Origin of the sequence: Arenimonas daejeonensis (genome assembly GCF_007993735.1) — a bacterium.
In the GTDB taxonomy this organism is placed as follows: Bacteria; Pseudomonadota; Gammaproteobacteria; order Xanthomonadales; family Xanthomonadaceae; genus Arenimonas; species Arenimonas daejeonensis.
The window spans coordinates 1,747,497-1,768,977 of sequence record NZ_CP042453.1; the positions used below are offsets into that span (position 1 = coordinate 1,747,497).

Genomic DNA, 21,481 nt, shown 5'->3' on the forward strand with positions numbered 1-21,481 from the left:
GGGCAACGGGGAAGGGCGCAGCATGGCTGCTGCGCACGGGCGCTGCCTAGGCCAAAGGTCACGGATGAGGCGGGCGCGACGGATCAGCTGCGCGCCGCGCTGGCGCGCAGCTGCCCGGCCTGGTCGCGGCCGAGGAAGGCGGTGATGGCGCGGCGCACCAGGTACAGCAACGGGATCAGGGCGATCGCGGCGGCCATCTTGTAGGTGTAGTTCAGCGTGCCCACCGCCAGGAACAGGTCCATGCCCCACTGCTGCGGGCCCAGCACGAAGGCGATGTAGAGCACGATGAAACTATCCACGAGCTGCGACACGGAGGTGGAGCCCGTCGCGCGCAGCCAGACCATTCGTTCGCCGGTGGCGCGGCGGATGCGGTGGAACACGCTGACGTCGATCAGCTGGCCCACCAGGAAGGCCGTGACCGACCCGCCGATGGTCCACATTCCCTGTCCGAACACCGCCGCGAAGGCCTTCTGGTAATCGGGCACGCCCTGGTCGGCGGCCACGCCCACCCACCACGACGCCGGCGCCAGCGAGATCGCCAGGTAGGCGAACACGAAGCCGTACACGATCACGACCACCGCCAGCCAGCTGATGAAACGCACGCCACGCTTGCCGTAGAACTCGTTGATGATGTCGGTCATCACGAACACGATCGGCCACAGCAGGGTGCCGGCGGTGAAGTTCAACGAGCCGCTCTGGCCGAACAGGTTCCATTTGAACGGTGACAGGCCGAGCGTTTCTTCCAGCGCGAAGATCTTCACGCCGATGAACTCGGCCAGCAGCGCATTGGCGATGAAGAACACCGCCAGCACCAGGAACAGGCGACTGGCGCGTTCCTGTCCGGTCACGCGCGCGGCTCCGTCCTGTCGAACGGGATGACGTCGGGGCTGACCGCGCCGCCCGAGATGATGAAGGCCATGGCTTCGTCCACGGTCCAGTCGGTCGGCGTCAGCTTGTCCACCGGCACGATCTCCAGGTAACCCGAGGTCGGATTGGGCGTGGTCGGTACGTACACGGCCGCCAGCTCGCGGCCGGTGCCAGCCTCGGTGACGACGCGGGTGACGAACCCCACGCACTTCATGTCCCGGTGCGGGAAGTCGATCAGCACCACGCGCTGGGTGCCGTCGGGTTTGGTCTGCAGCAGGTCCAGCAGCTTGCGTGCGCTGCCGTACACGGTCTTGGCCAGCGGGATGCGTGCGATCAGCGCCTCGAACCAGGCCAGAAGGCGCTGGCCGACCACTCGCCGCGCCAGTGCGCCCACGGCGACGATCACCAGCACCGTGCCGACCACGGCGAAACCGGCCTGCGCCCAGGGGTCGTCCATCCAGCCCAGCATTTCCGGATGCGCGGCGGCGAGGTTGCTCGACACCGGCCCGACCCACGGCTGGCTGATGTCCGAAAGCAGCGACAGCACGAACTTGAAGACGATCCAGACCAGCCAGATCGGCAGCAGCGTCAGCAGACCGGTGAAGAAATAGGCGCGGAGTCTTCGCATGCGCCGATTGTAGGGCAACTAGCGGACGCCCAGTTCCTCGGCGCTGACCGCACGCACCAGCCGGAACCCGATGTCGTCGAAGCCGGTGTCGGCATCGAAGTCGTCCATGTGCGTGGCCGGCGTGCGGGTGGTGTCGCGCCAGCCCAGGCCGGCGACCATGCGGCGCTGGCAGCCGCGGGCGCCGCAGTCAGCCAGCCATTCGCGGACGTTGCCGCGTGCGCCGCTCAGGCCGATCGGACTGGCTGGCCCCTGCGACGCGGCCGCCGTACCTTCGCTGCCGCAGTCGATGCGGCCGTCGCGGCATGCGTTGCCACTGCCGCGGTAGTCGGCCAGCGGCCGCCATTCGGCGGTGGTCGGCAGGCGGTAGTCCTTGCCCGTGCGGCGGCTGAGCCACTGCGCGTAGGCGCGCGCATCGTCGTAGCTCACGCACACCGCCGGGTGGTTGCCGCCCTGGTTGAAACCGGGGTCGTCCCAGCTGCGCTTCTTCAGCGAGATCGGCACCAGCCGGTTGCGGCAGCGCGCCGCGGGGCGGCCACTGCCGGAGGCGAAGGCGGCGTATTCGCTGCGGGTGACTTCGTGGCGCATCGCTGCCAATCCGGGGCGGCCGCCGCGCGGCAGGCTGGCCAGGACCATGGCTACGCCGGTGTCTTTCAGGGCATCGCCGGGCTTGGGCAGTTCGATCGCCTGCGACCAGGCGGGCTCCAGCGTTTCGGATGGCACTTCCAGTGCGGTGGCCAGGGCCTTGGTGCGGGCCACGGCGACGCTGTCGAGTTTCTTCAGTTCGTCCTGCAGCCGGGCGAGCAGCAGGGGCGGCAGCGCTTCGTGCATGGCGGCCCAGGGTTTGCCTTTCGCACGCTCCATCTCGGCGACGAAGGGCGCGATGCGGGCATGGGTCTCCTGCGCTTCGTCGTCGTTGCCGGCGGTGACGGCCTCGACGACCTTGGGCGCGTAGTAGGTGATCACTTCGTCGGACAGGCGGTACAGCGCGGGTTCGCGCGGCGCCAGCCTGCGGGCTTCGCGCAGCGAGTCCATGGCGTTGTCGCCGGGTGGCAGGCTCAGGCGGTTGCGGTCGATCTGGCGACGGGCGGCGGCGAGTTCACGGGCGCCGGCGTGCGTGGGGTCGTAGTCCAGCGGCGTGACCTGGATTTCGGCGCTGACCTGCGAGAACGGCTGCGTCGGCGCCTCCTGGGCAGGCTGTGCGGCCTGGGCCAGGGCCGCGTCCACCGGGGCCTGAACCGGTTCGGCAGGCTCGGACTGCGGTGCGGGCTCGGGGGCGGGGTGGTGTCCTCGACCGTGAAGAAATCGGTTTGCGGTTCCGGCGTGCGGTCGCGCTGCAGCCAGGTGACCGTGGCGATCGCGATCAGCACGCCACCCAGGGTGGCCAGTGCCGGTTTCCAGCGCGCCTCGGCGTATTCGCGCACCTTGCCCCAGTCGAACTTCTGCTCCGGCGGTTTGCCGGCGGCGATCTGGTTCAGCGCGCCCAGCATCTGCTGCGCATTGCGATAGCGGTTGTCCGGCGACTTGGCCATCGCCCGGTCGAGCAGCGGCTGCCAGTGTTTTTTCTCGGGCGGCAGGCGCGGCACCGGATCCTGCGCGTGCATCAGCGCCAGCGCCAGCGGGTCCGCGGCCTGGTAGGGCAGCCGGCCCATCAGCAGTTCGTAGGCCAGCACGCCGACGCTGTAAAGGTCGGCGCGGCCGTCCACCACTTCGCCGCGTGCCTGTTCCGGCGCCATGTAGCCGCCGCTGCCGACCGCCAGGCCGGCGGTGGTGATGCGGGTCTGGTCGCGTTTGGACAGGGCGATGCCGAAGTCGGTGAGAAGCGGCCGGTCGGCGTTGTCGAACAGGACGTTCTCGGCCTTGACGTCGCGGTGCACGATGCCGCGCGCATGCGCGTATTCCAGCGCCGACAGCAGCGAGCGCAGCACTTCCAGCACGCGGTCTTCGTCGTGGGTGAAGTCGCGCTGGCCCAGGTGGCCCTTGGCCAGGTAGGGCAGCACGTAATACAGCAGGCCCTGGCGGGTGCGTCCGACCTCGTGGATGCCGACGATGCAGGGATGTTCGAGCTTGGCGATGGTGCGCGCCTCGTGTTCGAAGCGCTGCTTGATATTTCGTCGGTCAGCGCCGCCGGCGACATGACCTTCACCGCCACCTGGCGGTCCAGCGATTCCTGCACGCCCAGACCTGGGACATGCCGCCCTTGCCGATCCGGCGCAGCACCCGGTAACCGGGGATCTCCGGCATGTAACTGGAGAGCAGCGCGGTCAGTTCGTCAGGGGAGAGTTCTTCTTCCTGCTGCATGGCGCGATCGGGTCTGGCGGGGACGGGGGTCGGGACGGCCAGCATACGGCAGCCGGCCGGGCTGGCAAGCCATTTGTGAAAGTGTGAAATGGCTCACATTCCGGTCTTGCGCGGCTCCCGGGGGGGGATCAGGCCTCGGGGCGGTCGCGCTTGCGGCGCACGTAGATCTGCTTGCGGACCCGGGCCACGACTTCGCCGGCGGTATTGCGCACGTCCACCTCGAACCAGCGCAGCACCTTCTCGCCGCCAGCCGCGGCGGCGCGGATCTCGTCAAGCAGCGCCTCCTCGAGCCGGAATTCGGCCACTACGGTGCCCTTGCCGGGTTTCAGGAACTGAATCTCGCCGGCCTGGTCCCAGACCAGGTAATCCGGGCCCATCCGGCGCAGCACCATGATCATCCAGAACGGATCGGTCATCGCGAACAGGCTGCCGCCGAAATGGGTCTTGACGTAGTTGCGGTTGTACCAGCGCTGCCGCAGTTCGACCCGCGCATGGCTGAAGTCGTCGGCGACATGCGTGACATGGATGCCGGAAAACAGGAACGGCGGCCAGATGTTCAGCAGCAGGCGCAGGCGGGAGGCTTTCATGCGGCGACTCGGGCTCCTTGCAGGGCGATACGCGGTATTCAGAAGATGAGCGAAGCCATCTTGCGGCGGTAGGCGCCGACCAGGTCTTCATCCTCGACCACGCGGAAGGCGTCGATCAGGGCCTTGCGCGGCAGGCCGTCCTGGAAGTTGCGGTCGCGGCTCAGCATCTCCAGGAACTGCTCCAGGCCCGCCTGCGCATCGCCGCCGACGATGGCGTGGGCGCCCAGCAGGTGGCGCGCGCGCAGGTCGGCCGGGTCGGCGGCGATCGCCGCTTCCAGCACCGGCACCGGGGGCGCGTCCTTGAGCAGTGCGGCGAAACCCAGGCGCGCGCGGCCGCGCAGGGCACGGTCGTCCTGGGCCAGGTTGGCGGGCAGGGCGTCGAGCAGTTGTTCCGCTTCCGCCACGCCGCCGGTCTTGAGCAGGGCCAGGGCCAGGTCGAGCTTGAGTTCTTCCTGTTCCGGTTCGGCGTGCACGGCGGCGCGCAGGCGCACCACCTCCTCATGCGGATCCAGCGGGGCGGTTTCGACCGGCGCGGCTTCCTCGACCACTTCGCGTGGCGCCACGCCGTGATGCGAGAGGAACTCGCGCAGTTGGCCTTCGGGCAGGGCGCCCGGGAAGCCATCCACGATCTGCCCGTCCTTCACCAGCATCACGGTCGGCACCGACTTGATCTGGAAATAGCCGGCCAGCTGCTGTTCCTTGTCCACGTCCACCTTGGCCAGCAGGAAACCGCCGTTGAACTCGGCGGCCAGCTTTTCCAGCACCGGGCCCAGGGTCTTGCAGGGGCCGCACCAGGTGGCCCAGAAATCCACGAGCACCGGCACCTCCTTCGACTTGAGCAGGACGTCCTGTTCGAAGGTGGGCAGGCTGGCGTCGAAGACGTGGGCGGGCGCGGCGGCGTTCATGGGGGATCCGGGGAATGGCACTAGATCCGCCAGATGGTGCCAGCCCCGGGGGATGACAAGCCAATGTCCGGTGTACTTGACATTTCCGGAGGGAAATGTAATCTGCACATGACATTTAGTCAGGTGGAGAAGACCATGCGTTGGCCGAAGTGGGGATTGGCGGGATTGGTGGTGCTGGCGGGCGTGGCGTTCTGGTTGCTGTTGGCGGGACCGAAGGACGTCCTGGGCGTGGACCCGGGAGGCTTCGGCTTCGGTCTGCTGGTGCTGGTGACCTGGACCGCGGTGCACGGCATTTCGGTGGCGCCGCGCGGTGAGCTCGACGATGCCGTGTCGCCGGGCGAGTGGCGGGCCTGGATCGGCTTCGGGTTCACCGCGGTGGTTGCGGGCTACCTGCTGGCCAAGGCGGATGTCATCGCCGGCGCCGACGACCTGCGCGACCTGGGCCGCATCGGCCGCAACATCGTGCTGCTGCTGATCACCTGGGCGGTGATCGCGCAGGTGCTGCGCTGGCGCTGGCAGGGCAAGGTGCTGGAGGACGAGCGCGACCGCGACATCGAAGTGCGCGCCGCTGGCTGGGCGCGGATCGCGCTGGTGTTCTGCGTGATCGGGCTGGCGGTGATGTTCGGTTTCACGCCGGCCGAGCGCCTGGAATGGGCCACGCCGATCACGACCGCGCACCTGCTGGTGTTCGCCCTGGTCTGGCACGGCCTGGTCGAATACGCTGTCGCGGCGGTTTCCTACTGGTGGGACCGGCGGCCATGACCGGCACGCCGATCACCAACCACATCCGCCGGCTGCGTTTCGAGCACGGCGAAATGACAGGAAGCCCTCGCGAAAGCGGTCGGCGTGACCCGCCAGACCATCATCGCGCTGGAGGCCGGCAAGTACGCGCCGTCGCTGGAACTGGCCTTCCGCATCGCCCGCGCGTTCGGCACGGGCGTGGAAGACGTGTTCCGCTGGGAGGCGTGAGCCGTCGGTCAGGGCGAGCGCACGACCACGCCGTCCTTCATCACGAAGTCGACCTTCCGCACCACGTTGATGTCGGCCAGCGGATCGCCCGGCATCGCCACCACGTCGGCGCGGAAACCCGGCGCCAGTTGGCCGATGTCGGCCACGCCCAGCACTTCCGCGGCGTTGACGGTGGCCGTGCGCAGGGCCTCGGCCGGCGGCATGCCGGCCTCGACCATGAACACGAACTCCGCGGCGTTGTCGCCGTGCAGGCTCACGCCCGAGTCGGTACCGAAGCCGATCTTCACCCCGGCCCGCCAGGCCCGGCCGAAGGTGTCCTGGATCAGCGCACCGATGCGCGCGGCCTTGGGCCGCACCACGGCCGGGTAGAAACCATCGATCCTGGCCTTGTCGGCCACGAAGCGGCCGGCGGCGATCGTCGGCACGTACCAGGTGCCGTGTTTTTTCATCAGCGCGAAGATCTCGTCGTCCATGTAGGTGCCGTGTTCGATCGTGGTCACGCCGCCGACGACGGCGCGGCGCATGCCTTCCTTGCCGTGTGCGTGCGCGGCGACGCGGTAGCCGTAGTCCTTGGCGGCCTCGACCACGGCGCGCACTTCGTCCACGGTGAACTGCGGGCCATCGCCGCTCCTGGCGTAGCTCAGCACGCCGCCGGTGGCGGTGATCTTGATCACGTCCGAGCCGTCCTTGTAGCGCTGGCGCACGGCTGCGCGCGCCTCGTCGGGGCTGTTGACCACGCCCTCGGCCGGGCCGGGCATGCCCAGCGCATCGGCAAGCAGATGGTTCAGGCCGTTGGTGGGATCGCCATGGCCGCCGGTGGTGGCGATGGACTTGCCGGCGGCGTAGATGCGCGGACCGGGCACCAGGCCCTGGTTGATGGCGTCACGCAGCGCCAGGGTGGTCTCGCCGCCCAGGTCGCGCACGGTGGTGAAACCGGCGTCGAGCGTCTTGCGGGCGAAACCGACCGACCGCAGCACGGTGAACTCGGGGTTGAGCCGGAAGCCTTCGGAATAGCTCTGCGGGTTGGACTCGCCGCTCAGGTGCACGTGCAGGTCGATCCAGCCCGGGCTGCAGGTGTGGCCGGCCAGGTCCACCGACCGCGCGCCCTCGACCGGGCCGTGGCCGGCGCGGATCTCGCGCACCTTGCCGTCCGCCACCACCACCGTCTGGTCGGCGCGGCTGCGGCCGGCGGCGCTGTCGAACAGCTGGCCGCAGTGCAGGGCCAGGGTTTCGGCGGACGCGGCCGCGGGCAGGGCAAGGGCCAGGGCGAGCGGGGTCAGGCACAGGGAGCGGGTCAGGCGCATGGGCAGGTCTCCGGGATGAGGGCCGATCATAACCAGCCGGGCGGCACCGCCGCCGGAGCCAAGCCCCGCCCCGATTTGTTACGCTGGCGGCCTGATTTTTCCCTGCCCCAACCCCATGTCCGACATCCAAGACCCCAACGCCTACGATCCGAAGGCGGTGGAAACCGCCGCGCAGTCCCATTGGCAGGCCACCGGCGCGTTCCGCGTGACCGAGGACGCGTCGCGCCCGAAGTACTACTGCCTGTCCATGCTGCCGTATCCGTCGGGCGCGCTGCACATGGGCCACGTGCGCAACTACACCATCGGCGACGTGATCAGCCGGCACCGGCGCATGAAGGGATACAACGTGCTGCAGCCGATGGGCTTCGACGCCTTCGGCCTGCCGGCCGAGAACGCCGCGATCAAGAACCGCACCGCGCCGGCGAAGTGGACCTACGCCAACATCGAACACATGCGCGACCAGCTCTCGCGGCTGGGTTTCGCCTACGACTGGACCCGCACTTTCGCCACCTGCCAGCCGGACTACTACCGCTGGGAACAGCTGATGTTCACGCGGCTGATGGCCAAGGGCCTGGTCTACCGCAAGAACTCGGTCGTCAACTGGGACCCGGTGGACCACACCGTGCTGGCCAACGAACAGGTGATCGACGGCCGCGGCTGGCGTTCCGGCGCGCTGGTGGAAAAGCGCGAGATCCCGCAGTGGTTCCTCAAGATCACCGACTACGCGCAGGAACTGCTGGACGGCCTGGACACGCTGCCCGGCTGGCCCGACGCGGTGAAGACCATGCAGCGCAACTGGATCGGCCGCAGCGAAGGCCCTGAGATCACCTTCGCGATGGAGGCCCTGGCCGACCCGCTGACCGTGTTCACCACGCGTCCGGACACGCTGATGGGCGTCACCTACGTCGCCGTGGCGGCCGAACACCCGGTCGCGCTGTGGGCGGCGTGCGGCAATGCCGACGTGAAGGCCTTCGTGGACGAGTGCCGCCGCGGTGGCGTGTCGGCGGCCGAGCTGGAGACGCAGGAGAAAAAGGGCATCTTCACCGGCCTGCATGCCATCCATCCGGTCAGCGGCGACAAGGTGCCGGTGTGGGTCGCCAACTTCGTGCTGATGGGTTACGGCACCGGCGCGGTGATGGCGGTGCCGGGCCATGACGAGCGCGACTTCGAGTTCGCGCACAAGTACGGCCTGCCGGTGAAACAGGTGATCGCCATCGAGGGCGAAACCTACGACGCCGGCCGCTGGCAGGACTGGTACGCCGACAAGGCCGACCCGCGCATGCGCGTGGTGAATTCGGGCGATCTCGACAACCTGGGCTACCAGGCCGCCTTCGACGCGCTGGCGGAAAAACTCGCCGACGATGGCCGGGGCCAGCGCCGGGTGAACTACCGCCTGCGCGACTGGGGCGTCAGCCGCCAGCGTTACTGGGGCTGCCCGATCCCGGTGATCTACTGCGAAAAATGCGGCGCGCTGCCGGTGCCCGAAAACCAGCTGCCGGTGGTGCTGCCCGAGGACGTCGCCTTCACCGGCGTCGCCTCGCCGATCAAGGCCGACCCGGAGTGGCGCCGCACTGCTTGCCCTGCTTGCGGCGGCCCGGCCGAACGCGAGACCGACACCTTCGACACCTTCATGGAGTCGAGCTGGTACTACGCGCGCTACACCTCGCCCGGCGCCACCGACCTGGTGGACGAACGTGCGGACTACTGGCTGCCGGTGGACCAGTACATCGGCGGCATCGAACACGCGATCCTGCACCTGATGTACTTCCGCTTCTATCACAAGCTGATGCGCGACGCGGGCCTGGTGAAGAGCGACGAACCCGCGACCAACCTGCTGTGCCAGGGCATGGTGATCGCCGACACGTTCTATCGCGAGAACCCGGGCGCGCCGAACGAGTGGTTCAACCCGGCCGACGTGGACGTGGTGCGCGATTCCAAGGGCCACGCCACCGGCGCCGTGTTGCGCGGCGACGGCCTGCCGGTGCAGATCGGCGGCACCGAGAAGATGGCCAAGTCCAAGAACAACGGCGTCGATCCGCAGCTGATGGTGGACAAGTACGGCGCCGACACCGTGCGCCTGTTCTCGATGTTCGCCGCGCCGCCCGAGCAGAGCCTGGAGTGGAACGAGGCGGGCGTGGAGGGCATGTCGCGTTTCCTGCGCCGGTTGTGGGCGCAGGTGCACCGGCATGTCGCCGAGGGCCCGGTGTCGACACTGGACGCGGCCACGATCGATGGTGCGCAGAAGACCCTGCGCCGCCAGTTGCACGAGACCATCCAGAAGGTCGGCGACGACTACGGCCGCCGCCACACTTTCAACACCGCCATTGCCGCGGTGATGGAGCTGCTGAACGCGATCTCGAAGTTCGACGATGCCAGCGCCTGGGCCGCGCCCTGCGCCAGGAATGTTTCGAGGCCGTCACCCTGCTGCTCAACCCGATCACCCCGCACACCTCGCATGCGCTCTGGCAGCTGCTGGGGCATCCGGAAGCGACGCTGGAGGACCAGGGTTTCCCGAAGCCGACCCGGCCGCGCTGGTGCGCGAGGCCGCCGTGCTGGCGGTGCAGGTGAACGGCAAGCTGCGCGCCACCATCGAGGTCTCGGTGAATGCCGGCAAGGACACCATCGAGGCGCTGGCACTGGCCGAGCCGAACGTGCAAAAGTTCATGGAGGGCCTGTCGGTGCGCAAGGTCATCGTGGTGCCGGGCAAGATCGTCAACATCGTCGCGGGGTGATCGGAGTGAATGGGATGTCTCGACTGCTGCTCCTGGCCTGCCTTGTCGCCGCCCTGTCGGCCTGCGGTTTCCGCCCGCGCGCCTCGCTGGCGCTGGCCGAGGAACTGGGCCCGGTCAAGGTGGTCACCGCCGATCCCTACAGCCCGCTGGCCCAGGGTCTTTCGGTGGCGCTGCAGCGCGCCGGTGCGCAGTCAGCGGTCGAGGGCCAGCCGTCGGCCACGCTGCGGGTGCGTTCGGAAAACCTTCGGACCCGCCCGCTGTCCGTGGACGCGACTGCGCGCGTGCGTGAGTACGAAACCGTCTACCGGGTGCGGTTCGAGCTGACCGACGCGGAAGGCGCGAGCCTGCTGTCGCCGCAGACGATCGAGCTGCGGCGCGAGTACACCTACGACGCCAAGGCGCAGGCCGGCAGCCCTGCCGAGCAGGAACTGATCCAGGAAGAACTGCGCCGCGACATGCAGGCGGCGATCCTGCGGCGCCTGGACGCAACGCTGCGCGCGGACTGATGGAGCTGCGCGCCGACCGCCTGGAACGCCAGCTGGCCGGCGAGACGCTGCGGCCGGTCTACCCGGTGGCCGGCGCCGAACCGCTGCTGGTGCAGGAAGCCGCCGACGCCATCCGCGCCAAGGCAAGGGAAGAAGGTTACGGCGAGCGCGAGGTCTACGACGCCGATGCCCGCTTCGACTGGAACACGCTGACCCAGGGCCTGGCCTCGCTCAGCCTGTTCGCCAGCCGTCGCCTGTTCGACCTGCGCCTGCCCACCGGCAAACCCGGCAAGGAAGGCAGCGAGGCCCTGCGCGAATACTGCGAGAAGGCGCCGCCCGACACCGTGTTGCTGATCACCGCCCAGGAGTGGAGCAAGTCGCACACCGGCAAGTGGAGCGAGGCGATCGCGAAAACCGGACACCTGGTGCCGGTCTATCCGCTGAAGGCGCATGAACTGGGCGAGTGGCTGCAGCGCCGGCTGCGCAGCCGCGGCCTGGTCGCCACGCCCGATGCGGTGCGGCGCCTGGCCGACCGGGTCGAGGGCAATCTGCTGGCGGCGGCGCAGGAAGTGGACAAGCTGGCCCTGCTGGTCGGCGGCGGCGCCCGCGGACCCGGCGCCGAGGCCATCGATGTCGAACAGATGGAGCGGCTGGTGGCCGACTCCTCGCGCTTCGACGTGTTCAAGCTGATCGACACCGCGCTGGCCGGCGAGGCCGTGCGCGCGGTGCGCATGTTGGCCGCACTGCGCGGCGAGGGCGAACAGGTCGCCGGGCTGATGCCGATGGTCGCCCGCGAAGTGCTGGGCCTGTGCACGCTGTCCCGCGCCGCCGAATCCGGCAACGTGGTGGCGGCGATGCGTGAGGCACGCATCTGGGACAGCAAGCAGGCCGTGTACCGGCGTGCGCTGGAACGGCACCCGGCCTCGCGCTGGGAACGCTTCGCGGCCGAGTGCGGCCGCATCGACCGCGCCGCCAAGGGGCGCGGCGACGGAGATCCCTGGCTGTTGCTGGAACGCCTGCTGGTGGCGATCGCCGACGCGCGCGGACGCAAGCTGCTGGCCTCATGAGCCTGGCGCTGCTCTACGGCGGCACCTTCGATCCGGTCCACGCCGGCCACCTCGCGGTGGCGCGTGCCGCCCGTGCGGCCCAGGGGCCGACATCGCTTTCCTGCCGGCGGCCGATCCGCCGCACCGCCCGGCGCCCGGCGCCTCGGCCACGGAGCGCGCGCACATGCTGGAACTGGCCATCGCCGGCGAACCGGGCTGGCGGGTCGACCGGCGCGAACTGCAGCGTGCCGGGCCGTCCTACACCGTGGACACCCTGCGCGAACTGCGGGCCGAACGTGGCCCCGCGGCGCCGCTGGCCTGGCTGGTGGGTGCCGATGCCTTCCGTGGCCTCACCGGCTGGCACCACTGGCCGGAGCTGATGGCGCTGGCGCACTTCGTGGTGGCCGTGCGCCCCGGACACGACCTCCAGGACCTGCCGCCGGACCTGGCGGCGGCCTGCGCCGGCCGCTGGCACGAGGCGCCCGACGCATTGGCCGCGGTGCCGGCCGGACGGCTGCTCAGGCTGGAGATGCCACTGCACCCGGCCTCGGCCACCGAGCTGCGGCGGCGACTGCGGACAGGTGATGACGACGGTGGCTGGCTGGCCCCGGGGTGAAGGCCTACATCGCCGAAAAGCGCCTGTATCGGGGCCAGGAAGGCCCCGGCGGCGTATAATGCGGCCCGTCTTTCCCCGTCGAGCACCCCGTTGACCACCCAAGCCCACGTCATCAAGACCAAGATGCCCGACCCGGCCCCTCGCCGGAGGCGATCCTCAAGCAGGTGCACCTGGCGCTGGAGGAGATGAAGGCCAAGGATGCCGTCGAGATCGATGTGCGTGGCAAGACCAGCATCGCCGACTACCTGGTGGTGGTGTCCGGCACTTCGACCCGGCACGTGAAGTCGGTGGCCGACGAAGTGGTGCGTTTCGCCAAGAAGTGCGGCGTGATGCCGCTGGGCGTCGAAGGCGAGCGCGAGGCCGAGTGGGTGCTGGTGGACCTGGGCGACGTGATCGTGCACGTGATGCTGCCGCGCGTGCGCGAGTTCTACGCGCTCGAGCGCCTCTGGACCGTCGGCGACCAGCCGCCGGAAGAGTGAAGGCACGGCTCATCGCCGTCGGCGAACGCGCACCCGACTGGGTCGCCGCCGGGTTTTCCGAATACCAGAAGCGCCTGTCGCACTGGTTGCCGCTTGATCTGCACGAAGTCGCGCCGGGAATGCGCGGCAAGGGTCGCGACGCCGCCCGCGCGATGTCGGACGAGGGTGCCCGCGTGCTGGCCGCCGTGCCGCGTGGAGCCCACGTGGTCACGCTCGATGGCCGCGGCAAACCGTATTCCTCCGAACAGCTGGGCCAGCGCCTGGAACACTGGCGCGGCCAGGGCCGCGATCTCGCCTTCCTGATCGGCGGGCCCGAAGGCCACGCGCCGGAAGTCATCGCCGCGGCGGATGAAAGCTGGTCGCTCGGCCCGCTGACGCTGCCGCACATGCTGGTGCGCCTGGTGCTGGCCGAACAGCTCTATCGCGCCGCCAGCCTGCTCGCCAACCACCCCTATCACCGGGCCTGAACCCCGGCCAGCGCGGCCCCGCCGCCGGCTGCCGGACTCCGGCCGCAGCGGCTATGCTTGCGCCATGCTCTATCTCGCCTCGCAATCGCCCCGCCGCCGCGACCTGCTGAGCCAGCTCGGCTTGCAATTCGGCCTGCTGGACGTGGATGTACCCGAACAGCGCCTGCCCGGCGAACCGCCGGAAACCTACGTCAGCCGAGTAGCCCGCGAGAAGGCCGGTGCCGGCCTGCTGGCGGTGGTGGCGAACCCGAGTGCGGTCGTGCTCGGTGCCGATACCGAAGTCGTGCTCGACGACCGCGTATACGGCAAACCCGCCGACGCCGACGATGCCGCGCGCATGCTGGCGCAGCTTTCGGGCCGGACGCACCGGGTGATCTCCACGGTCTGGCTGGTCAGCGCCGGCCGTGAACTGCACGCGACCAGCATTTCCGACGTCACCTTCGAAGAACTCACGCCCGAACGCATCGCCGCCTACATCGCCACCGGCGACTGTTTCGGCAAGGCCGGCGCCTATGCCATCCAGGGGCGCGCGGCGCCTTCGTCTCCCATCTCTCCGGCAGCTTCACCGGAGTGATGGGCCTGCCGCTGCACGAGACCGCCCGCCTGCTGCGCGGGTTCGGCCTGATCGACTGACCCGGGGAAGCGCGTGTCCGAAGAAATCCTGATCAACGTCACCCCCGGGAGACCCGCGTGGCGGTCGTCGAGAACGGCATGCTGCAGGAGTTGCACATAGAGCGCGCCTCGCGCCGCGGTGTGGTCGGCAACATCTACAAGGGCCGGGTGCAGCGGGTGATGCCCGGCATGCAGGCCGCCTTCGTCGAGATCGGCCTGGACCGCGCCGCCTTCCTGCACGCCTCCGACATCCTGAAGGTGCCGCTGGCGCAGGCCGGCGAGGGCGACGAACCGCCGCCGGCGCCGGGCCCGACGCCGCCGATCAATTCGCTGGTGCACGAAGGCCAGGAAATCGTAGTGCAGGTGGTGAAGGACCCGATCGGCAGCAAGGGCGCGCGCCTGACCACGCAGATCTCGATCCCGTCGCGTTACCTGGTGTTCCTGCCGCATTCGCGCGTGCTCGGCGTGTCGGCGCGCATCGAGGACGAGGCCGAACGCACGCGCCTGAAGACCGTCGTGTCCGAACAGGCCAACGGCAGCGGCCAGGGCTACATCGTGCGCACCAATGCCGAAGGCCAGCCGGCCGAGGCCCTGGCCGAGGACGTGGCCTACCTGCGCCGCGCCTGGGACGTGATCCGCGAGGCCAGCGCCAGCACAAAGGTCGGGCAGCGCATCTACGAGGACCTGGCGCTGCCGCTGCGCGCCGTGCGCGACCTGATGCGCAAGGACGTGGACAAGGTGCGGGTGGATTCGCGCGAGGCCTTCGACAAGCTCAGCGCCTTCGCCGCGCAGTTCATGCCGATCCTGGCCGAACGCATCGAACATTATTCGGGCGAGCGGCCCATCTTCGACCTGTACGGCGTCGAGGACGAGATCCTGCGCGCGATGCAGAAGGAAGTGCCGCTCAAGTCCGGCGGCTACCTGATCATCGACCAGACCGAGGCGATGGCGACGGTGGACGTGAACACCGGCAGCTTCCTCGGCCAGCGCAACCTCGAGGAGACGGTGTACCGCACCAACCTCGAGGCCGCGCAGGCGGTGGCGCGCCAGCTGCGGCTGCGCAACCTGGGCGGCATCATCATCATCGACTTCATCGACATGACCGACGACGAGCACCGGCGGCAGGTGCTGCGCACGCTCGAGAAGGGCCTGTCGCACGACCACGCCCGCACCTCGGTGCACGAGTTCTCACCGCTGGGCCTGGTCGAGATGACCCGCAAGCGCACCACCGAAAGCCTCGAGCGCCAGCTGTGCGAGCCCTGCCACGAATGCGGCGGCCGCGGCACGCTGAAGACCGCGGAAACGCTGACCTATGAAGTCTTCCGCGAGATCACCCGCGCGGTGCGCCAGTTCGAGGCCTCGCAGCTGCTGGTGATCGCGTCGCCGAAAGTGGTGACCAAGATCACCGAGGAGGAGTCGGCCGCGGTGGCCGAGCTGGAGGAGTTCCTCGGCAAGTCGATCCGCTTCCAGGCCGACGAGCAGTACGCGCAGGAACAATACGACGTGGTGCTGCTGTAAACACGGGCATGCCCAGCGCGCTGCGCCGCCGGATCCGCCACACGCGCCGCCTGTTGGGGTACGGCGTGCTGGTGCTGCTGATCCTGGCCGCCACCCTGGTCGGCGCGCTCAACCAGCTGCTGCCGCTGGTCGAACGCCATCCCGACAAGGTCGCCGGCTGGCTCGGCGAACGCCTCGGCCAGCCGGTGTCGTTCACCCGCGCGGTGGGCGAATGGACCCGGCGCGGCCCGCGATTCATCCTCGACGACCTGCGCATCGGCACCGAAGGCCGCCGCCTCGAGATCGGCCGCGCCGAGCTGCTGGTGGCGGTTTATTCGGGCCTGCTGCCGGGCGGCCACCTCACCGAGCTCAAGGTGCGCGAACTGTCGCTGCGGCTGGAGCAGGGCGAGGACCGGCGCTGGCGCATGGCCGGCCTGCCGTTCGAGCCGCAGCCGGGCGTGGATCCGCTGGACACGCTGGAAGCGCTGGGTGAACTGCAGGTCGAGCGCGCGCGCCTGACCGTGCGTTCGGCGGCATGGCGCTCCGAACTGATGTTGCCGCGCGTGGACCTGCGCCTGCGCGTCAGTGATTCGCAGGTCACCGCCGGCGTGCGCGCCTGGGCCGATCGCCGGGGCCGGCCGCTCAACGCGGTGGCCGACCTCGCGCGCGCCGACTGGTCGGGCCAGCTCTGGGTAGGCGGCCAGGACCTGCGCCTGGATGAATGGTCGCCGCTGCTGGCCGATACCGGCCTGGTGGTGTCCGGCGCCGGCGACCTCGACCTGTGGGCGCGCATCCAGGCACAGCGGATCATGGACGTGCGCAGCCGCGCCGATTTCGCGCCGCTGGCGCTGGGCTCGCGCCAGCCCTGGCGTCTGCGCGAGGACGGCCGGATGGAATCGCCGCCGGTGGCTTTTCTGCGAGCCGACCTGCTGGCGCGCTGGCAGGCCGACGCCAATGGCTGGCAACTGCATGCGCCGCAGTTGAACTTCCACGAGAGCGGACGCCAGGAGCCGCGCAGCTTCGACGGCCTGTGGCTCGCGGGTGGCGAACACTTCGCGCTGCAGGCGCCGCGCATGGACCTGGCGCCGGCGCGTGCGCTGGCGACGCTGAGTCCCGCCGTGCCCGCAGGACTGCGCCGCTGGTTGCACGAAGCAGCTCCCGACGGCGAATTGCGGGACGTGAACGTGCACGGCCGCAGCGGTGACTGGTCGGGTTCGGCGCGGTTCGACGCGGTCGGCTGGAGCCCCTACGGCAACAGTCCGGGGCTGCAGGGCCTGACCGGCAGCACCGCCTTCGACCAGGCCGGCGGCGTGCTGCGCCTGGACGAAGGGCCGGCGCGTTTCGACTGGCCGCGTTTCCGCCAGCCGCTCGACGTGCAACTGGACGGCACCCTGGGCTGGTGGCGCGATGGCGTGGGCTGGACCGCGGGCGCCGCCGGCCTGCATGTGCGTGGCCCCGACTTCGGTGCCCGCCTGCGCGCCGAACTGCAGTTTCCCGCCGACGGCACGCGTCCGCGCCTGGACCTGGCGGCGACCGTGGATCCGTCCACCGTGGTGACCTCGCACAAGTTCTGGGTGGTCGGGAAGATGCCGCCGGCGACCATCGACTGGCTCGACAACGCGCTGCAGGACGGCCGGGTCGAGAATGGACGGGCGGTGCTGGCCGGCGACCTCGACGACTGGCCGTTCCGCGAGGGGCAGGGCCGTTTCGATGCGCGCGCGCGGGTGATGCAGGCCCGCGTGGCCTTCAATCCCGAATGGCCCCCGGCCGAAGCGCTGGACCTGGACGTGAGTTTCGATGGCCCGGGCATGGCGCTGGAAGGCGAGGGCATGATCCAGGGCAACCGCGTGCGCCGCGTCGCGGGCGGCATCGCCGATTTCAAGGATCCGCGCCTGGTGCTCGACATCGACTCGCCGGCCAACGGCGAATCGCTGCAGGCGCTGATGCTGTCCAGCCCCTTGCGCCAGCGTTACGAGGAACACCTGCTGAAGGCCCGCATCCGCGGGCCGGCGACGGTGGCGCTGGACCTGGACCTGCCGCTGGCCAAACACCTCACCGGCCGCCGCATCGAAGGCACGCTGGACCTCCAGGACGCACAACTGTCCGATCCGCGCTGGCAGATCGACTTCAGCAAGGTCAACGGCCGCACGCGTTTCAGCGACCAGGGTTTCGCCGCCGAACAGCTCGAGGTGCTGTTCGAGGACCGGCCGGCGCGGTTCAGCCTGCTGGTCGGCGTGTTCACCGGCGAACCGGAGCTGGCAGCACGTGCCACGCTCGAAGGCGAGCTGCCGCCGCAGGCCTTGCTGGCGCGGCACGAACCGCTGGGCTGGTTGAACGAATGGCTGCAGGGCAGCAGCGCCTGGACCGTGGACGTGCGCATTCCGCAGGCGCCTGCCGGACAAGTGGCGCCGCCCGCCCAGCTGCGCGTCGATTCCGACCTGGTCGGCACCACGGTCGGCTTGCCGGCACCGCTGGCCAAGGCCGCCGACACGCCGATGCCGCTGCGCCTGCAGGCACCGCTGCCGGTCGGCGCGGGCGAAGTGAACCTGAGCCTGGGTTCGGAGATGCGCCTGCGCGGCCGCATCGGTGACGACGAGGCCATGAGCGGCGTGATCCAGTTCGGCACCGGCGACAGCATTGCCCTGCCGGCCCGGGGCCTGGTGGTGCGCGGCGCGACCGACCGCCTGGACGCCGCCGGCTGGATCGCCTTCGCCGCGAAAGGCGAAGGGACCGGGGCGCTGCAGGAGGTGGACCTGCGGGTCGCCACGCTCGACCTGCTCGGGTCGCCCTTCGCCGAAACCCGGCTGCAGCTGCAGCGTGGTCCGGACAGCACCGGGGTGCGGTTGGAGGGACCGGCGATCGCCGGCACGGTCACCGTCCCGAACGTGCTCAGCCAGGGCGTCAGCGGCGAGTTCGCGCGCCTGCACTGGCCGGAAAAACCCGTACCCAGCGCCGAACAGCAGGCTGCCGCCGACGCCGGGCTCAGCGATGATCCGGGCAAGCTGCCGCCATTGCGCTTCACGGTCGAGGACCTGCGCCTGGGCATGCTGCAGTTGGGCAAGTCCGAACTGCTGGCGGTGCCGCTGCCCGACGGCCTGCGCATCGAACGTTTCAGCACGAATTCGCCCACGCTCGAACTGCTGGCCAACGGCGACTGGCTGCGTGCCGGCGAAGGCGCCAGCCGTTCACGGTTCGAAGTCGAGTTCAGTGCGAGCAGCCTGGGTGAACTGCTGGGCGCGTTCGGCCTGGCCGGCATGGTGGACGACGGCCAGACCCGCGGCCGCCTGGACGGCAGCTGGGTCGGCTCGCCCGGCAATTTCGCCCTGTCGCGTTTCACCGGCCGGCTGCAGGCCGATGTCGGTGAAGGCCATCTTCTGGAAGTTGAACCGGGCGGCGGCGGCCGCGTGCTGGGCCTGATAAGCCTGACCGAGATCCCGCGCCGGCTGAGCCTGGATTTCAGCGACTTCTTCAACAAGGGTTTCGCCTTCAACACCATGAGCGGCGAATTCGTGTTCGCCGACGGGTTCGCCCGCACCGACCTGCTGCAGATCAACGGCCCGGCCGCGGAGATCCGGGTCAGCGGCTCCACCGACCTGCGCCGCGAGGAATACGACCAGCGCATCGAGGTGCTGCCCAAGACCGGCGGCGTGCTGCCGGCGCTCGGCCTGGTGGTCGGCGGCCCGGTCGGTGCGGCCGCGGGCGCGGTGGCGCAGGCGGTGCTTCAGAATCCGCTGAAACAGGCGGCGCGCACGGTGTACCGCGTCACCGGACCCTGGAAAGACCCCAAGGTCGAGGTGGTCGAGAAGGGGCCGCCGCAGACGGTGCCTCCGGCCGCGCGCCAGCCTTGAAGCAGGCGACGGCGGGCCGCATCTGTCAGGCTATGCCTCCGTTTCCGAGTTCCTTCCGCGCATGACCGACACCCTGCAACTCGCCCAGTCGCGCCTGCTCACCCCTGGCGGCCTGGGCCTGGATGGCCTGGACGCCACTTTCGGCCGGCTGATGGGCCCGGGCGTGGATTTCGGCGACCTGTATTTCCAGCACAGCCGGCGCGAAAGCTGGAGCCTGGAGGACGGCATCGTCAAGGACGGTTCGCACGCGATCGAGCAGGGCGTGGGCGTGCGTGCGGTCAGTGGCGAGAAGACCGGCTTCGCCTATTCCGACGACATCCGCGCCGATGCGCTGCTGGAATCGGCTTCCGCCGCTCGGGCAATCAGCCGCAGCGGCCACTCCGCCGGCGGCGGCCAACGTGTCATCGTGCCGGGCCGTGCGCTTTACGCGCCGGTCGACCCGATCGACGGCATGGACGCCGACGGCAAGATCGCCGCACTGCGCGCGGTGGACCACTGGCTGCGCGACCAGGACCCGCGCGTGCGCCAGGTCATCGTCAGCCTTTCCGGCGGCGTGGATACGGTGCTGGTGGCACGCAGCGACGGCGTGCTGGCCTCGGACGTGCGACCGCTGGTGCGCTTCAACGTGCAGGTGATCGTCGAACAGGACGGCCGCCGCGAGCAGGGTTATGCCGGCGCTGGCGGGCGTTCTTCCTACGAAGAACTTTTTTTCCGGCGGCAAGCCGCGCGAGGTCGCGCGCGAGGCGCTGCGGCAGGCGCTGGTGAACCTGGACGCGGTGGACGCACCGGCCGGCACGCTGCCGGTGGTGCTCGGCCCCGGCTGGCCGGGCGTGCTGCTGCATGAAGCCGTCGGCCACGGCCTGGAGGGCGACTTCAATCGCAAGGGCACGTCGGTCTATGCCGGCCGAATCGGCGAACGCGTGGCGGCGCCGGGCGTCACCATCGTTGATGACGGCACGCTGGCCGCGCGCCGTGGTTCGCTCAACATCGACGACGAGGGCACGCCGACCCAGTGCACCACGCTGATCGAGGACGGCATCCTGCGCGGCTACCTCCAGGACACCTTGAACGCGCGCCTGATGGGCGTGGCGCCCACCGGCAACGGCCGCCGCGAATCCTTCGCGCACCTGCCGATGCCGCGCATGACCAACACCTACATGCTGGCCGGCAACTACGACCCGGCCGAGATCATCGCCTCGGTGAAGAAGGGCCTGTACGCGCCCAACTTCGGCGGCGGCCAGGTGGACATCACCAGCGGCAAGTTCGTGTTCTCGGCGACCGAGGCCTACCTGATCGAGGACGGGAAGATCACGCGGCCAGTGAAGGGCGCGACCCTGATCGGCAACGGCCCGGAAGCGATGACCCGCGTGTCCATGGTCGGGCGCGACCTGCAGCTCGACGCCGGTGTCGGCGTATGCGGCAAGGACGGCCAGAGCGTGCCGGTGGGGTGGGCCAGCCCAGCCTGAAGATCGACGCGATGACGATCGGCGGCACCCGCGCGTGAGTTCAGCCGCGGCCGGTATCGAAGTCGAAGTCGTCCGGCGCGATGTAGTCGGATTCGTCGATGGCGTCGACCTCGATCTCGAGGTCGTCGGCTTCGTCCGGCACCGGCGCCTCGGCCAGCAGGTCGCGCAGCTCGCGGAACAGTTCGCGGTAGGCGTGCGGCGGCTTGTTCTTCAGCTTTTCCTGGTGCGCGTTGCGCGCCAGCTGGCGCAGGTGCTGGCGGTCGGCGTGCGGATGCAGGGCCAGCAGTTCCGACAGCGCGCCGTCGCCGTCGGCGATCAGCCGGTCGCGCCAGTATTCGACCTGGTGCAGGGCCTGGGCCTCGCGCCGGCCCTCGACCTTGTCGTGGTCGAGCGCGGCGCGGATCGCCTGCAGGGCTTCGTCGTCCTCCCGGCGCATGATCTTGGCCAGGTAGTGCACCTGCCGCTTGCGGGCGATCTGGGCGGTGACCTTCTTGGACGCCAGCACCAGGTTGCGCAGGTCCTCGTCCATCGGGATCTGGGCGATGCGGGCATCGGACTGCGCCACCAGCTGCAGGGCCAGGTCCAGCACGGCCAGGGCTTCGCGCCGCTGTTCGCTGCGGCTCGGGCCGAAGTCCTCTTCTTCTTCGAATTGATCGCTGTTATGCATCGTCCACC

Annotated in this window: 14 protein-coding genes and 7 pseudogenes; 12 read left to right on the forward strand and 9 right to left on the reverse strand. The window is 69.7% G+C overall.

From position 1 onward, the window contains the following. Window positions 1-83 precede the first annotated feature (83 nt). From FRZ33_RS08510 to trxA, 7 genes and pseudogenes are all read right to left on the reverse strand, one after another. Window positions 84-848, reverse strand: coding sequence for a queuosine precursor transporter (locus FRZ33_RS08510; protein ID WP_146909048.1), 765 nt, complete (start codon window positions 846-848; stop codon window positions 84-86). Further along, on the reverse strand, window positions 845-1,495 hold the full coding sequence (locus tag FRZ33_RS08515) for a DUF502 domain-containing protein (protein ID WP_146909050.1): 651 nt from the start codon (window positions 1,493-1,495) through the stop codon (window positions 845-847). Before FRZ33_RS08515 ends, FRZ33_RS08510 begins: the two co-directional genes overlap by 4 nt. Before the next feature lie 18 nt (window positions 1,496-1,513). Then, window positions 1,514-2,719, reverse strand: a complete 1,206-nt coding sequence (locus tag FRZ33_RS08520; RefSeq protein WP_158637162.1) for a formylglycine-generating enzyme family protein — start codon at window positions 2,717-2,719, stop codon at window positions 1,514-1,516. A gap of 287 nt (window positions 2,720-3,006) precedes the next feature. After that, window positions 3,007-3,660 (reverse strand): annotated as a pseudogene (locus FRZ33_RS16190) (serine/threonine-protein kinase); the annotation flags it as partial. Then, window positions 3,635-3,793: a hypothetical protein gene (locus tag FRZ33_RS15180; protein ID WP_158637163.1), complete on the reverse strand. Its 159-nt coding sequence runs from the start codon at window positions 3,791-3,793 to the stop codon at window positions 3,635-3,637. The pseudogene FRZ33_RS16190 and the gene FRZ33_RS15180, both read right to left, overlap by 26 nt. Window positions 3,794-3,921: 128 nt before the next feature. Beyond that, a complete protein-coding gene (locus tag FRZ33_RS08530) occupies window positions 3,922-4,380 on the reverse strand; it encodes a DUF4442 domain-containing protein (protein ID WP_146909055.1) in 459 nt (152 codons plus the stop codon). A gap of 38 nt (window positions 4,381-4,418) precedes the next feature. Continuing rightward, on the reverse strand, window positions 4,419-5,285 hold the full coding sequence (trxA, locus tag FRZ33_RS08535) for a thioredoxin (protein WP_146909057.1): 867 nt from the start codon (window positions 5,283-5,285) through the stop codon (window positions 4,419-4,421). 135 nt (window positions 5,286-5,420) lie between these two features. On the opposite strand from trxA, the gene FRZ33_RS08540 reads away from it, so the two are divergent. Continuing rightward, the gene (locus FRZ33_RS08540) at window positions 5,421-6,047 is read left to right on the forward strand and encodes a hypothetical protein (RefSeq protein WP_146909059.1); all 627 of its coding nucleotides are present in this window, start codon (window positions 5,421-5,423) and stop codon (window positions 6,045-6,047) included. An 84-nt stretch (window positions 6,048-6,131) separates the two neighbouring features. Beyond that, entirely contained in the window at window positions 6,132-6,254 is a 123-nt protein-coding gene (locus FRZ33_RS08545; protein WP_425480580.1) for a helix-turn-helix transcriptional regulator, read from the forward strand. Between the two features lie 8 nt (window positions 6,255-6,262). Here the strand turns inward: FRZ33_RS08545 and FRZ33_RS08550 are convergent, their stop codons facing one another. Continuing rightward, window positions 6,263-7,558, reverse strand: coding sequence for a metal-dependent hydrolase family protein (locus FRZ33_RS08550; protein ID WP_146909061.1), 1,296 nt, complete (start codon window positions 7,556-7,558; stop codon window positions 6,263-6,265). Window positions 7,559-7,673: 115 nt separating this feature from the next. On the opposite strand from FRZ33_RS08550, the pseudogene leuS reads away from it, so the two are divergent. The 10 genes and pseudogenes from leuS to tldD all read left to right on the forward strand — a co-directional run bounded on the left by leuS (window position 7,674) and on the right by tldD (window position 20,844). After that, window positions 7,674-10,290: pseudogene (gene leuS / locus FRZ33_RS08555) on the forward strand (leucine--tRNA ligase). Window positions 10,291-10,304: 14 nt separating this feature from the next. Continuing rightward, complete coding sequence (locus FRZ33_RS08560) at window positions 10,305-10,796, forward strand: LPS-assembly lipoprotein LptE (RefSeq protein ID WP_146909062.1); 492 nt, start codon at window positions 10,305-10,307, stop codon at window positions 10,794-10,796. Then, entirely contained in the window at window positions 10,796-11,842 is a 1,047-nt protein-coding gene (gene holA, locus FRZ33_RS08565; protein ID WP_146909065.1) for a DNA polymerase III subunit delta, read from the forward strand. The genes FRZ33_RS08560 and holA overlap by 1 nt, the downstream gene beginning before the upstream one ends. After that, window positions 11,839-12,496 (forward strand): annotated as a pseudogene (nadD, locus tag FRZ33_RS08570) (nicotinate-nucleotide adenylyltransferase). The gene holA and the pseudogene nadD overlap by 4 nt, the downstream one beginning before the upstream one ends. 31 nt (window positions 12,497-12,527) lie before the next feature. Continuing rightward, window positions 12,528-12,916, forward strand: a pseudogene (rsfS, locus tag FRZ33_RS08575) (ribosome silencing factor). Next, the gene (gene rlmH / locus FRZ33_RS08580) at window positions 12,913-13,383 is read left to right on the forward strand and encodes a 23S rRNA (pseudouridine(1915)-N(3))-methyltransferase RlmH (RefSeq protein WP_146909067.1); all 471 of its coding nucleotides are present in this window, start codon (window positions 12,913-12,915) and stop codon (window positions 13,381-13,383) included. Before rsfS ends, rlmH begins: the two are co-directional and overlap by 4 nt. Before the next feature lie 64 nt (window positions 13,384-13,447). Next, window positions 13,448-14,016: pseudogene (locus tag FRZ33_RS08585) on the forward strand (Maf family protein). Window positions 14,017-14,029: 13 nt separating this feature from the next. Beyond that, window positions 14,030-15,513 (forward strand): annotated as a pseudogene (gene rng / locus FRZ33_RS08590) (ribonuclease G). Window positions 15,514-15,521: 8 nt separating this feature from the next. Beyond that, window positions 15,522-19,340: a YhdP family protein gene (locus FRZ33_RS08595; protein WP_146909069.1), complete on the forward strand. Its 3,819-nt coding sequence runs from the start codon at window positions 15,522-15,524 to the stop codon at window positions 19,338-19,340. A gap of 61 nt (window positions 19,341-19,401) precedes the next feature. Beyond that, window positions 19,402-20,844 (forward strand): annotated as a pseudogene (gene tldD, locus FRZ33_RS08600) (metalloprotease TldD). A gap of 2 nt (window positions 20,845-20,846) precedes the next feature. On the opposite strand, the gene yjgA reads toward tldD, so the two are convergent. Further along, entirely contained in the window at window positions 20,847-21,473 is a 627-nt protein-coding gene (gene yjgA / locus FRZ33_RS08605) for a ribosome biogenesis factor YjgA (protein ID WP_146909071.1), read from the reverse strand. Window positions 21,474-21,481: the final 8 nt, after the last annotated feature.

Excerpts from the sequence above, each read along its gene's own strand:
- FRZ33_RS08550 (WP_146909061.1), bottom strand. The coding sequence starts at position 7,558 with ATGCGCCTGACCCGCTCCCTGTGCCTGACCCCGCTCGCCCTGGCCCTT.
- trxA (WP_146909057.1), bottom strand. The coding sequence starts at position 5,285 with ATGAACGCCGCCGCGCCCGCCCACGTCTTCGACGCCAGCCTGCCCACC.
- FRZ33_RS08560 (WP_146909062.1), top strand. The coding sequence starts at position 10,305 with ATGTCTCGACTGCTGCTCCTGGCCTGCCTTGTCGCCGCCCTGTCGGCC.
- FRZ33_RS08595 (WP_146909069.1), top strand. The coding sequence starts at position 15,522 with ATGCCCAGCGCGCTGCGCCGCCGGATCCGCCACACGCGCCGCCTGTTG.
- FRZ33_RS08515 (WP_146909050.1), bottom strand. The coding sequence starts at position 1,495 with ATGCGAAGACTCCGCGCCTATTTCTTCACCGGTCTGCTGACGCTGCTG.
- FRZ33_RS15180 (WP_158637163.1), bottom strand. The coding sequence starts at position 3,793 with ATGCAGCAGGAAGAAGAACTCTCCCCTGACGAACTGACCGCGCTGCTC.
- FRZ33_RS08540 (WP_146909059.1), top strand. The coding sequence starts at position 5,421 with ATGCGTTGGCCGAAGTGGGGATTGGCGGGATTGGTGGTGCTGGCGGGC.
- yjgA (WP_146909071.1), bottom strand. The coding sequence starts at position 21,473 with ATGCATAACAGCGATCAATTCGAAGAAGAAGAGGACTTCGGCCCGAGC.
- holA (WP_146909065.1), top strand. The coding sequence starts at position 10,796 with ATGGAGCTGCGCGCCGACCGCCTGGAACGCCAGCTGGCCGGCGAGACG.
- FRZ33_RS08530 (WP_146909055.1), bottom strand. The coding sequence starts at position 4,380 with ATGAAAGCCTCCCGCCTGCGCCTGCTGCTGAACATCTGGCCGCCGTTC.